The 12,971-nt window shown below is 48.3% G+C and carries 11 protein-coding genes; 5 read left to right on the top strand and 6 right to left on the bottom strand.

All coding sequences use genetic code 11. The annotated features are described in order from the left end of the window. Positions 1-432: 432 nt before the first annotated feature. Positions 433-990, top strand: a complete 558-nt coding sequence (locus ACAN56_RS30850; protein ID WP_379147635.1) for an RNA polymerase sigma factor — start codon at positions 433-435, stop codon at positions 988-990. Then, complete coding sequence (locus ACAN56_RS30845; RefSeq protein ID WP_379147633.1) at positions 987-1,940, top strand: hypothetical protein; 954 nt, start codon at positions 987-989, stop codon at positions 1,938-1,940. Before ACAN56_RS30850 ends, ACAN56_RS30845 begins: the two co-directional genes overlap by 4 nt. A gap of 74 nt (positions 1,941-2,014) precedes the next feature. Here the strand turns inward: ACAN56_RS30845 and ACAN56_RS30840 are convergent, their stop codons facing one another. Next, positions 2,015-2,896 carry a GNAT family N-acetyltransferase gene (locus ACAN56_RS30840; protein WP_038597847.1) on the bottom strand — a complete coding sequence of 294 codons (882 nt, stop codon included), beginning with the start codon at positions 2,894-2,896 and terminating at the stop codon, positions 2,015-2,017. Between the two features lie 128 nt (positions 2,897-3,024). Here ACAN56_RS30840 and ACAN56_RS30835 point away from each other — a divergent pair, with 128 nt between their 5' ends. Further along, complete coding sequence (locus ACAN56_RS30835) at positions 3,025-3,762, top strand: YwqG family protein (RefSeq protein ID WP_379147631.1); 738 nt, start codon at positions 3,025-3,027, stop codon at positions 3,760-3,762. 65 nt (positions 3,763-3,827) lie between these two features. Here the strand turns inward: ACAN56_RS30835 and ACAN56_RS30830 are convergent, their stop codons facing one another. The 3 genes from ACAN56_RS30830 to ACAN56_RS30820 all read right to left on the bottom strand — a co-directional run bounded on the left by ACAN56_RS30830 (position 3,828) and on the right by ACAN56_RS30820 (position 6,686). After that, positions 3,828-4,196 (bottom strand): DUF1304 domain-containing protein, encoded by a 369-nt coding sequence (locus ACAN56_RS30830; RefSeq protein WP_038597846.1) that lies wholly within the window; start codon positions 4,194-4,196, stop codon positions 3,828-3,830. A gap of 351 nt (positions 4,197-4,547) precedes the next feature. Beyond that, positions 4,548-5,390, bottom strand: a complete 843-nt coding sequence (locus tag ACAN56_RS30825; protein WP_379147656.1) for an aldo/keto reductase — start codon at positions 5,388-5,390, stop codon at positions 4,548-4,550. Between the two features lie 90 nt (positions 5,391-5,480). Continuing rightward, positions 5,481-6,686 carry an MFS transporter gene (locus ACAN56_RS30820; protein ID WP_379147628.1) on the bottom strand — a complete coding sequence of 402 codons (1,206 nt, stop codon included), beginning with the start codon at positions 6,684-6,686 and terminating at the stop codon, positions 5,481-5,483. Between the two features lie 162 nt (positions 6,687-6,848). On the opposite strand from ACAN56_RS30820, the gene ACAN56_RS30815 reads away from it, so the two are divergent. Beyond that, positions 6,849-7,220, top strand: a complete 372-nt coding sequence (locus ACAN56_RS30815; RefSeq protein WP_341097114.1) for a winged helix-turn-helix transcriptional regulator — start codon at positions 6,849-6,851, stop codon at positions 7,218-7,220. A gap of 151 nt (positions 7,221-7,371) precedes the next feature. Beyond that, a complete protein-coding gene (locus tag ACAN56_RS30810) occupies positions 7,372-8,052 on the top strand; it encodes an S-layer homology domain-containing protein (protein WP_379147626.1) in 681 nt (226 codons plus the stop codon). 126 nt (positions 8,053-8,178) lie between these two features. Here ACAN56_RS30810 and ACAN56_RS30805 read toward each other — a convergent pair whose 3' ends face one another. After that, a complete protein-coding gene (locus tag ACAN56_RS30805) occupies positions 8,179-9,354 on the bottom strand; it encodes an ATP-binding response regulator (protein WP_379147624.1) in 1,176 nt (391 codons plus the stop codon). Between the two features lie 52 nt (positions 9,355-9,406). Further along, the gene (locus tag ACAN56_RS30800; RefSeq protein WP_379147622.1) at positions 9,407-12,844 is read right to left on the bottom strand and encodes a response regulator; all 3,438 of its coding nucleotides are present in this window, start codon (positions 12,842-12,844) and stop codon (positions 9,407-9,409) included. Between the last annotated feature and the right edge of the window lie 127 nt (positions 12,845-12,971).

Raw genomic sequence — 12,971 nt, 5'->3', positions numbered from 1 at the left:
ATAAAAAAACATTTTTGAACAAGGGCGTGTGCGTCCGGAAAGTGTATTCCTGGCTCTGAGCACAAACGGACCGAGTTGCACCTATTTGGGGCTTTTAGCCTGTTACAGTAAGGAAACGGACTCCAGCGCAGTTATTTCTCCCTGAAGACCGTTTTTAGATAGAATCCAGAGCAGATAAGTGCATCTGGGTCCGCAAAAGAGAATAAACAGGGGTTTTACTCTCGATAGCGTCTCCTGAGTCCGAGTGAACGAATCCGCTGTGTGCTTTTAGGGACCCTATCTTCATTCAATACTAAACCCTGCTTCCCCAGAGCTCTTCCAGTTTGAGGACACGCTCTAATTAATAGGAAAGAGTCGAGAAAAGTGCAACCAATCCTACGAACTTTCTACTATATAGATAAGAGGGATAAGATTTGTAAAGGAGAATACCGGATGGAAGATCAGGGAATAGTTCGCCTGTACTTACAGCGTTCGCAGCAAGCCATTATAGAGACTAAGAATAAATATGGGGCATACTGCAGAGTGATTGCAAGAAACACACTTTCCAGTTATTCGGATATTGAAGAGTGTGAGAACGATACATACTTAGGAGCATGGAATGCAATACCCCCTAATATGCCTAGGAAGTTCCCTGTATTTCTAGGGAGGATCACACGTAATATTGCTCTTGATAAACATGGTTATAATACAGCGAAAAAGCGTAATCGTGAGTTTGAAGTTATTTTAACTGAATTAGAAGAATGTTTAGCTTCCCCTGAGACTGTAGAAACAGAGTATGAAGCAGGTGAGATAGCCAATTTAATCAATCAATTTTTATATGACTTAGATGAGCAAGCAAGAAATTTATTTATTGGGAGGTACTGGTACTCCTATTCAATAAAGGATCTTTCTATGAGATTTAATATGAGTGGTAGTAAAGTAAAGTCCATTTTATTTAGGTTAAGAAATAAACTTAAAGTTCATCTGGAGAAAGAGGGGGTTAACCTATGAAAAGAGAAGAGTTATATAGAGAGATTGGATTAATTGATGAAAACTTAATTGAAGCGGCAGAGCACAGTGGAACAGAGAAAAGGAAAAAAAGTATTTCTAAAAAGTGGGTTGTTTTGGTTGCCTGTCTTATCCTTTATAGTTCAACCGCTTCAGCTCTATTGGCAACAGAATATTATAAAAATCAAAATTCAGAGCCTTATATACGTTACTTAAGAGCTGAAGACATGGAGTTAGCACCTGCTACTCAATATGATGCGGAAAAATTTCTGCACGCTTTAAAAAGTGATAATGAGGAACATGTATATATTGCTATTAATAGGCTAGTAGAATGCTTTAATAATCAAAAGTTGAGAGAAAAAGCGTTAAAGGAACTCCAGCCATTTTTAGAAAATGATAATCAAAAAATCGCCGATTCGGCTGCTTTCGCTATAGATATTTTGTCAAAAAGTTACCGGAGCCCTTATGTTTTTAAGTTGGCAGACGGAAGTATATTGTTTACATTATTTAATAATTATTCGGATTATGGGAGTCAAAATGTCCTCTGGAGGATAAAAGACAATGTGCTTAAAGAATATTCAAGTTTTTCTGCACCGTCTATGTATATTACAGATATTATTCCTTCACCCAATAAGAAGTTAGTTGCGATAGTGACATGCTCTAATAAAAGTGAATTCGTTCAAATTATTAATATTGAAGAGGGAATGACAAGTCCAGAGTTAGTAGAATCTGCAAGAGTCAAATATGGTGCACAAAAAGAATTAGATACATGGATTCGCACAGATTATGAGAATTATAGCTATGCAGATAAAATAGTGTGGAAAGACAATGATACTTTAGAGTTTGAGGGCTCTCTTGCATATCAGGATACTGCGATTATAGAAAATGTTACTGTAGCGTATCAGTTTAGTAAAAAGGTAATAGAAGTAAAAGGACTTGATGAGTCTAGATGAGAAGTTAACGGTTAATTCCGGCAGACAGAAGCGGGAATAGGGTCAGATAATATCCGCTTCTGTCTGCCGTTTGGTTACCATGCTTTTGACCACATTTCCCGGTGGCAGGCGGTTTCAAACCCAATTTTGGGATAAAAGTCGGGGGCACCTCCGAAACAATATGTAGCCCCCAGTTGTTCAGTGCGTTTCATTAGCTCGGTTACTGCTACAGTTGCAAGCCCTAAACTGCGATATCGCGGATCTGTAGCGAGTGGTTCAAGATATGCAAAATCGTTCACACCATCAACCCACATTCCGGCAAAACAGGCGTACTCTCCATTGGGGGCTTTTATTATTGCGGTAAGGTCCTTTCTGAAATGTGGACCACTCTGCATGAGCAATCTGGAATCAAGGTCATCGTCAGGCTCGTCTCCATGGTTGAATCCCCGCCACAATACATCGTTAATTTTACGCAGGTCATTTTCATTTTCTAAAGTTATGAAAGTGAATCCCTCGGGTAATGTGCGCGTGGAAAAACCCGAAACGTAATTGTAAACTCGGATTGGCTCACTGTATACCTTGTGATATCCTTTTTGGACAAGTAATTTCATAAGATGTTCTTCATAATCGTATACCCTAATATCGAGGCTGTATTGGTCAGCTGATCTCTTAGACAGCTCTGTCTCTGCATATTCAACCATTTCATGTTTTAAAAAATCATATCCTTCTTTGGTTGAAAAGTAGCATTCGCCAACGTCCATTTCATAGCAAGCTACACCTACAACTTCTTCGTTCTCCTCCCAAATACCGAATCGATGTGTTAGAGAATGATTAAAATAAGGGTGTGTATGCGCATACTCCCAAAAAGGCTGCGGGACATTACCACCCAACTGATACTTCTTGAAGTTTAATCTCATGAACTGAGAGACTCTTTCGAAATCGGAAAGTAATCTATACCTTCTTAACGTAATCTTCATGTTATGACCTCCTCCGTCGTTATATGAAATAAGGTATCATGAGATTTTTTTATAATCTATGCAGAGAACATATTAAACAAAACTTGCCGCTTGAAATCGTAAAGTTTTTCAAGGAGAAGGAGATGCAAATGAATAAAAACCAATTTTTAGAGACGATAGAACAGTCAGAGATAGCACGCCATAAAGAGTATCTGCTCCAAGTTGTGAGACCAGCAATTGATATAGTTAAGAATAACGATGTTGAACCACGATTGGGCTGTAGCCGTTTTGGAGGAGCGCCTGATTTACCAGTTGGCAGCGAATGGCCTACATATGAAGGCAATCCATATCGTTTCCTGGGCCAAATCAATTTTGCGGAAATCTCATTAACTGGAGCAGACTTGCCATCCACAGGACTCCTAAGTCTTTTTGTAGCGGATGATCCCGAGGGTGAGGGTTGCCTGGAGGCTTTTGAGGACGGGTATGTTCATGCTGTATATATTCCTGAATCCATAGATCTGGAGGAGATATCGCCGCCCAATTCCGATAATGGCAAGACCACTGTGATTGAATTTATCCCGGCGATGGATATTCCTTATGACGAATACCAGGTGAAGGATTGGCCTTTCGGGGAAGAAGAGAACGACATATACACTGAAATACGAGATTCTTTGCATAAAAGCTCAGACTACCTTCTAGGTTATCCTTCTCATTGTACACTGGCATATGATCCATCGCCTGGAGCAGGGTGGATCTCTCTGTTAACCATTGCCTCCGATGATGATCTTGAATGGTGTTGGCATGATGGCGACAATTTGATGATATTTATAGAAACAGAACGGCTTAAGAATTTGGACTTTAGTGCGCTTAAGTCTGATGCCGGTTAATGTTCTGGAGAAGAGGGCACAAAAAGAGCCATCCACAAAGGATGGCTCACTATGGGGAAATTGACCTACAGATTCGCTACAAGAACAGCCAGAATAGCCAGAAAGGCCGGGAGGCCCTGAACCCATAAAATCGACTTCTTGGCAGTGACGCCGCCATAAATCGCTGCCACACCGACACAGATCAGAAAAAATAGTTGAAGCTGAAATCCGGTCGTTTCATTCGGATGAAGCAATCCCCATAATAAACCAGCGGCCAGGAAGCCATTATACAGTCCTTGGTTAGCGGCTAGTGACTTTGTATCCTGCGCAAACTGCTTGCTGGTTCCAAACGCTTTCTGCGCTCTTGGAGTAGTCCACATAAACATTTCCAAAACCAAAATATATACATGCTCAAGCGCAACCAGTGCTACGAGTATCGTACTCAAAATCATCATTACAATCTCTCCATTCCATTTTAATTAGTAGTTATCTAAATTATATTTTGCAAAATATAATATTACGAAATTAAATATAACTAATATCCGAATTTTTGTCAATTGTTTATGAAAGTGAAATTCCTCCAGTGAAACCCTGCCGATGAATACCTCATGACCCGGGTTTTTTGATTCCAGTTGCCTGAAAAGACGGGTAAATGCTTCATGGTCCGCCCCCATTCGTTAGACATTATTTGGCGGATTATTTCCGGTATCTGAAGGAGAAATATAAAACGACGGCAGTCTAGGACTTTATTCTTGTCCATGGCTGCCGTCGTTATTTTATTGTAGTGATTCTAGCGTGGTGTCTGCTTAGAAATCAAAGTTATCGGGATCCGGACCGACCCGCTCATCGCGGTTCAGCCCGTCAATCCGGCTCATGTCTTCATCGCTGAGCTGGAAGTCGAACAAAGCGGCATTCTCGATAATCCGCTGTTCCTTCGTTGACTTCGGAATCGTGATAATGCCATGCTGCAGATCCCAGCGCAGGATAACCTGTGCTACGGATTTGCCGTATGCGGCAGCGATTTCCTTCAGCACAGGCTGCTCCAGCAGCTGTCCCTGCATGAGTGGCGACCAGGCTTCGATCTGGATGCCCTGCTCCTTGCTGAAGGTTCTCAGGGGCTGCTGGGACAAGTAAGGATGCAGCTCCACCTGATTGACCATCGGCTTTATTACGGCATCCTTCATCACATCCTCCAGATGATGAATCTGGAAGTTGCTGACGCCGATCGCTTTGACCCGGCCCGCTGTGTACAACGTTTCCAGCGCCCGCCAGGACTCTTTGTATTTGCCCTCTACCGGCCAATGGATGAGATACAAATCCAGATATTCCAGGCCCAGCTTCTCCAGACTGGCCTCATAGCCGGCAAGTGTCGCATCGTAGCCGAGATCAGCGTTCCAGACCTTGGAGGTGATGAACAGATCTTCACGGTTCAGTCCGTTATCCTTCATAGCCTCGGCTATCGCCTGGCCAACGCCCCGTTCGTTCTGATAAGCAGCAGCGGTATCAATGCTGCGGTAGCCATGGGCAATGGCCTGCTTCACGGACAGTACCAGTTCCTCCCCGTCGGCGACCTTAAAGACTCCCAATCCTAGCCAGGGCATCTTCACGCCGTTCTGCAGTGTAGTTGTATCCTGTAAATGCTGTGCCATCATATAATAACCTCCAGAATGTAATGTGATTAGTGATTTGCAGTTTGTACTTTGTGTATTCGAAACAGGATTGAATGGAGCGGCAGGTGATCAGGCGGCTTCAGTCTGAAGTGTAAGCTCATCTTTTCGTTCCAGCGCACGGCTCCAGGCGGTAAGGATTACAGCCCCGAATACCATGATTGATCCTACCCATGTGGTATGAATCAGTCCCATATGATCGGTGACAAGCCCTCCAAGGTATGCTCCGATGGCAATGCCGGCGTTAAAGGCGGCAATATTGACAGCAGAGGCGATATCTCTGGCGCTTGGCGCATACCGGTCGGCGAGCATTACGACAAAAACCTGCAGGCCCGGTACGTTCATGAATGCGAGCAGCCCCATGAAGAAGATGGTGACCAGTGCTGCGGCCTTAAAGGGTGCCGTGAAGGCCAAGACCAGCAGAACGACAGCCTGCAGGGCGAACATATAGAACAAGGCGTTCATCGGCTTGCGGTTGGCTGCCTTGCCGCCAATCACATTGCCGATAGCGATGGCGATGCCGTACACCAGCAGAATGACGGCAACCGTCTTTTCCTTGAAGCCGCTGATATCATGCAGCAGAGGCGATAAATAGGTGAAGACGACAAAGGTGCCGCCGTATCCCAAAGCTGTAATTGCAAAAGCGAGCAGCAAGCGGCCATTCGTCACCAGCTTGACCTGGTCGCGCAAAAGCGTCTTCGTGCCTTTTCGCAGACCGGAGGGAACGAGAACCAGGTTCCCGATCAGCGCTATGATGCCGGTAATGACTATGGCGATAAAGGCAGCCCGCCAGCCAAGCTGCTGCCCGAGGAATGTACCGAGCGGCACTCCGGTTACGGTAGCAACCGTAAGTCCGGTGAACATCACCGAAATGGCGCTGGCCCTGCGGTCCTCGGGCACGAGATCGGCAGCAATGGTTGAGGCAATGGACATAAACAGGCCATGTGAGAGGGCCGAAATGACCCGTGCAGTCAGCAGCATGGCAATTCCGTCAGCGGCAGCGGCCAGACTGTTGCCGGCGATGAACAGAACCATCAGCGCCAGCAGCAGGGTTTTGCGCGAGACCGCCGTGGTCAGCGACGTTAACACAGGTGCGCCGAAGGTAACGCCCAGCGCATATAGAGTGACAGTCAATCCCGCTGTGGTTACGGATATATGCAGGTCATCAGCAATTAGCGGCAGCAGGCCGACACTGACAAACTCGGTTGTTCCTATCGCAAAGGCGCTGATCGCCAAAGCCAGCAGCGCCAGGGTGCTTCTTCTTTTATCTAAGGACATGTTTTCCACTCCTACAGTATGGTAATCACCGGCCGGTAAGTGCTATTATGGATTACCAGGACGTTAAATGATAGTACGTACTTTTTAGTGCTATAGGTACTAAAAAGTACCCGCAGGAGTGTTTGAAGACAAAGCCCACCAAACTTTTCAGGAGGAATCCTCATGGCTAAAAAATATAATATATCTGTGGAAGCGACGCTGGAGGTGATCGGCGGCAAGTGGAAATGCGTTATTCTCTGCCACCTGACCCACGGCAAGATGCGGACAAGTGATTTGAAGCGCCATATGCCGAATATTACACAGAAAATGCTTACCCAGCAGCTCCGGGAGCTGGAGCAGGACGGCATCGTCAACCGGATCAGCTACAACCAGGTGCCGCCTAAAGTGGAATATGAGCTCAGTGAATACGGCTTGTCGCTGCGGTCGATTCTGGATTCCCTCTGCGCTTGGGGGGAACAGCATATCATCAGGGAATATGGCGATAAATTTGCCGTTCTGGAGGACAATGTGCTGAACCACAAAAAGGCAGACTGAACAGCCCCGGCTCTGTGCGGAAATGACGCATTGTGCCGGGGCTTTCCTACGTTCCAATAGCAGCGGATGAACTGCAACTTTTAATAATCGGCTTCGTCTGGTAGAAAGAAGGCACAATCAAGCAAGTAAAACTACCGCGAGGTGAGTAGACATGAATAATCATACATTCAAACAGCTTGTGCTGTCCGCAGCGGCAGTGCTGACGTTGACTTTTGCCGGGCAGAGCTTTGCCGCCGCCGCTTCTTTTCAGGATCTGGCCGGTATCCCGGCTAAAGCAAAAATTGAAGAGCTGCAGCAAAAGGGGATCATTCACGGGGTCACTGATAGTAAATTCCTGCCGAATGCTCCGGTTACCGCTGCCCAAGGCATTCAACTAATCGTCAACGCCCTGGATCTGAATATCGACATGGTTCGCTTCATCAAAGCCCCGCAGGCGACGGACTATTTCCCGAATGCCAGCAATACAGCCTGGTATGCGGATGCGCTGATTATCGCTGCCAATAACAATATTGGCCTGCCGGCAGATTTGGACCCTGCGGAGAACTGGACGCGGGAAGAATTCACCCATCAGCTGATGCTGGCGATTGAGAAGCACAGCAACCTTCCGATGATCAAGCTCATGCCGGTGGATATTGCCGACGAAGCTGATTTTACAAGCGGTTACGACGGCTCCATTCAGCGGGCGCTTACCCTTGGAATCGCCAGTCTGGACACCGCGGGCAAATTCCATCCGGCCAAGGAGATTACCCGCGCAGAAGCAGCGGAGCTGATCTACAATGCCCTGGAATATATCGCTGCCCATCCGGCTCCTGCCGGTGGATACGGTGAATAAGTAAGCGCAGGATAACGGGATCGCACTCTCTTTTACAACCATAGAGCCTGCCAGACTGACACAAAAAAACCGCAAGCCTCCAAGGAATGGAGCGATTGCGGTTTTTTGTGTGTTCCCATAAGCAGACTAATCCGGCTGGCCTTCGGTAACCTGAATGGTGAAAATGAATACGGCGCCCTGTTCGCTGCCCGGTTTGGCGTAGATAGTGCCGCCCATGAGTTCAACCAGCATTTTGCAGATGGACAGCCCGAGGCCGGTTCCGCCGAACTTGCGGTTGATGGTCGCGCCGATCTGTGTGAAGGGCTGAAATAAATAACCCATTTTATCCGCCGGAATGCCGATGCCCGTATCTTCAACCACAAACTCCAGCTGCAGGACCCCATCCAGCGATTGTCTGAGACGGGTATGTACCTTTACACCGCCGCTTGCCGTGAACTTGATGGCATTGCCAATCAGATTGTTCAGGACCTGTCTAAGACGGTTCGGATCACCAACCAGCAGCGCGGGAATCGCCGGGTCGATATCCATTTCCATACTTAAATTGCGTTCTTTGGCAAGTGCCCTGAACAGATCCATCGTTTCTTTCAGGCAGGCATGCAGGTTGAACAGCTCGTAGTCCAGCTCCATTTTGCCCGATTCAATCTTTGTAAAATCGAGAATGTGATTAATTACGGACAGGAGTGCGTGACCGCTGGTATGAATGATTTCTGCCATTTCCAGATCGTCTGTCTCCAGCTCTGAAGTTCTGAGCACATCCGACATTGCGATAATTCCATTCAAGGGGGTGCGGATTTCATGGCTCATCATGGCCAGAAACCCGCTCTTGATCCTCAGGGCAACCTCGGCAGTCTCCTTCAGTTCAGTAAGGACGACATTTGCCGCTTCCAGCTCCTGCGATTTGATCTGCAGTTCCTTATGGGTCTGATACAGGCGGACAAAACCGTCTATTTTGCTTTTCAGGACAATGGGATGGAAGGGCTTGGTCAGAAAATCAATCGCTCCCGCCGTGTACGCCATCATATAATTCTCCAGCTCGGAGGTTAGTGCGGTTAGAAATATAATGGGGATATCCCGCGATTTCTGGCGCATTTTAATCCGCTTCGCCGTTTCGAAACCATCCATGTCCGGCATCAGCACATCCATAATTATCAGGGCGAATTCCTGCTCCAGCAGGCATTTCAAGGCATCCATACCGGAGCTGGCGCCAATCAGGCGATAAGGAGTGTCTGCAAGCAGCGCCTGAACGGACAGAAATTCATCCGGACGGTCATCAACAAGTAAAATATTCACAGGATAATCCATATTTCCTCCCACAGCGAGTTAAAATTTCTAAAATGTGAAGTCTGTCTGGTAATTATTGAATTAACCACACCTTCAGTACAGTAACCAGCTGGGTGGTATTAATCGGTTTAGAAATATAATCAGAAGCGCCGGCCTGCAGACATTTAAGCCTGTCTTCTTCCAGAGCCCGGGCGGTCAGGGCAATAATCACAAGCTGGTCATACTCCGGCATGGCACGGATATGCTTCATCGTCTCGTACCCGTCCATCTCCGGCATCATAATATCCATAAATACAAGCTGGGTCTCGGGATGCTGCTCCAGATGCTGTAACGCCTCTTTGCCGTTCTGCGCAAAACTGATATCCATATTATAACCTTCCAGGACACTTGATAACGCAAAGATATTGCGCATATCATCATCCACGAGCAGGATGCTCTTCCCGGCAAAAGCCGCTTCCGGATTATGCAGCTTCTCGATCAGGCGCTGCTTGTCCGGCGGCAGATCGGCATGCTTGCGGTGCAGGTACAGCGCGGTTTCGTCGTACAGCCGCTCCATGGAGCGCACGTTCTTGATGACAATGCTCTCGGCATAATGCTTCAGACGTTGTTCATCGCCCTTGCTGAGGTCCTTGCCCGTATAGATGATAACCGGCAGGGTTTGCAGTTTGCGGTTGGTTTTGACCTGCTCCAGTAAATCGAAGCCGCTGATATCCGACAGGCCCAGATCAAGGACCATGCAGTCAAAATGATGGCTCACCAGCTGCTCCAATGCTTCCCGTCCTGTCCCCACTGCGACAATGCGTACATCGGGATGCCCGATGAACTCTACAAGGCTGCTGCGCAGATCCTTGTTGTCCTCGACAATTAGCAGGCTTTTTACCGGCCTTCTGATATAGGTTTCAATCTGCAGGAAGGCAGCCTCCAGCTCGGCCTGATCACTGGGTTTCTTCCAGAAGGAGAGTGCGCCCATGGCCAGGCTCTGCTGATTCTCTTCCGCGGTCGAGATCACATGCACCGGAATATGACGCAGCTCCGGCCGGCTCTTCAGGCGGCTGATGATTGACCAGCCGTCAAGGACGGGAAGATGCAGGTCGAGCAGGATGGCATCCGGCTTGTAGGCATGTGCCAGAGCCAGGCCCTGATCGCCCTGAAAGGCGACGATCGCCTTGAAGCCTCTGCTGCGAGCGAGCTGCAGCAGAATGGCCGCGAACTCGGCATCTTCTTCAATGATCAGGAGCAGCGTGTCATCGCTGAGCAGATTTCCCCGGTCATCCTCCATTTCTGCGAACTGCAGCAGCTTCGGATTGGATATGGAAATATCGGGCACGAAGGATTCACGGAAGGCGGTATTCTCCCGGCTGCTGGTGTCCGGATTGAGAAGCTCACTGCTGGCGGCAGCTGCGAACGTTGCAGCTGCCTGCGCAAGAGCGTCACCCTCCGGCTCAACAGCAGGAATAGCCAGGGAGAAGGTGCTGCCTTTGCCTTCTGTGGATTCAACCTCAATTCTTCCACCCAGCATGGTGGAAAGCTCGCGGCAGATGGTCAGGCCAAGACCGGTTCCCCCATATTTGCGGCTGGTTGTGCCGTCCGCCTGCTGAAAGGCCTCAAAGATGCTCTCCAGCTTGGATTCGGGAATCCCGATACCGGTATCGCTGACGGAGAAGACCGCCTCATTTCCGCTCATGCGGATAGATAGAGAGACGGAGCCCTGCTCCGGAGTGAATTTAACGGCATTCGATAACAGGTTGTTGATGATTTGCTGCAGCCTGTGGCTGTCGGTCATAAGATGATCAGGCAGCCTGCTGTCACAATGGACATCAAAGCGGATATTCTTTTTCTTGGCCTGCTGCTCAAAGTGGCGGAACAGGTGGTTGCTTAGATCATGCAAGGATACCGGTTCAAGGACAGCGGTCATCTTGCCTACCTCAAGCTTGGCCAAATCGAGAATTTCGTCGATCAGCTGCAGCAGATCTTTGCCTGCCGAGAAAATGGTATGCACATATTCAAGCTGCTTAGGGCCAAGATTGCCTTCTTTGTTCTCGGCAAGAATCTGCGACAGAATCAGCAGGCTGTTCAGCGGAGTGCGCAGCTCATGCGATACATTGGCCAGAAATTCTGATTTGTACTGGGCGGCCATGAAGATTTCTTCCGCCTGGGTTTTGATTTCCTCTTTTTGCTGCTCGGTCAGTTCGATTTGCTGCTGCAGGTGAATATTTGCGGCAGAGATCTCTTCTGTCTGCGCCTGAAGCTCTTCTGTCTGCGCTTGAAGTTCTTCGGTTTGAGCCAGCAGCTCGTCGGCTTGTGCCTGTATTTCTTCCTTTTGCTGTTCAGAAATCTCCATCTGCTTCTGCAAATCCTGGTTAGAGGCAAAAAGTTCTTCCGTCTGCAGCTTTAATTCATCGGCTTGGGCTTCAATTTCGGATTTTTGCTCTTCCGTCAATTCCATCTGCCGCTGCAGCTGCTCATTCGAGGTCAGCAGGCTGTCTGCCTGCATCTGCAGTTCTTCTCCCTGCGCCTGCAATTGCTCGGTCTGTGAACGCAGCTCATCGGTCTGTGCCAGGAGCTCTTCGGTTTGCGCTTCGAGCTCCTGCGTCTGGGCCTGCAGTTCCTCCGTCTGGGCTTCCAGCTCTTCCTTCTGCAGCTGGGTTTCACCCAGCAACTCTTCGATTCTGGCCACGTCTGCCAAAGTATTGATCAGCACGCCCATGTTCTGGCCGGTCCGTTTAATCAATTCGTATTCTTTGTCAGCCAATGTGTTCAGGGTAGCCAGCTCGACCACAGCGACAACATCCTGCTCATAAATGACAGGAACCAGGATCAGCGTAGTGGGGGCAGCTTCACCCAGTCCGGATTGCACGCGGATGTAATGCTCCGGCAGATCATGCAGCACGACCATCTTCTGATCCAGTGCGCATTGTCCAACCAGCCCGCTGCCAAGCGCAAAGGGTTCGCGGCGGCTAGCGGCTTCATCGAAGGCATAACCGGCGGTGAAGTGCAGCTTGTCCCCTTGCTTCAGATAGACCGCTCCGTAGGTTCCGCCGACAGCGCCGCTCAGCTTGCCGATAAAAACCCGGGCTGCGGTCTCTAAATGTACCGATCCCTGAAGCATCAGGGCCATTTCTGTAACTTGGGTATTAATCCAGGCCTGCTCTTCGGCTTGAAGCCGCAGGCTGCGTTCTTCTGTACTTTTGTGCTCCAGATTAACGGCTAAAGCGTGAAAGGAATATACCAACTCCCCGAAATCATCTCCAGTTTCAGGGCTGATTGCGGAGGAATCGAGGGTGCCTTGCGCAATATCTCCGGATATCTTCATAATTCTATCCAGACCGCGGCGGATGTTCCGCTGGATACTCATCATGAGTCCACTTCCAAGAATAATGCCGGCTGCACCGAATGCTAAAGACAGGAGTAGAGGAACTCCTTCAAGATAAATTATAGATACAGCAATCATGCTGCTGAGAAAAAGGATAAAGGCAGATGATGCTAACCAAACCCGTTGTTTTATTGTCATGCTCGCCCGTCCTTTGTCTAGTTAGTATCACGAATCACCTTTAATTATACTTTTAATAGAGAGGAGGCGATAGGGGAAGGCGAGAGAAAACGCCGGCAAATCCGCAAAAAAACAGGATTTACTGGCG

The sequence above is a fragment of the Paenibacillus paludis genome (assembly GCF_042610515.1).
Classification (GTDB): Bacteria; Bacillota; Bacilli; order Paenibacillales; family Paenibacillaceae; genus Paenibacillus_AQ.
The sequence above is the reverse complement of the archived record's forward strand: the minus strand, read 5'-3'. Positions and strand labels throughout refer to the sequence as shown.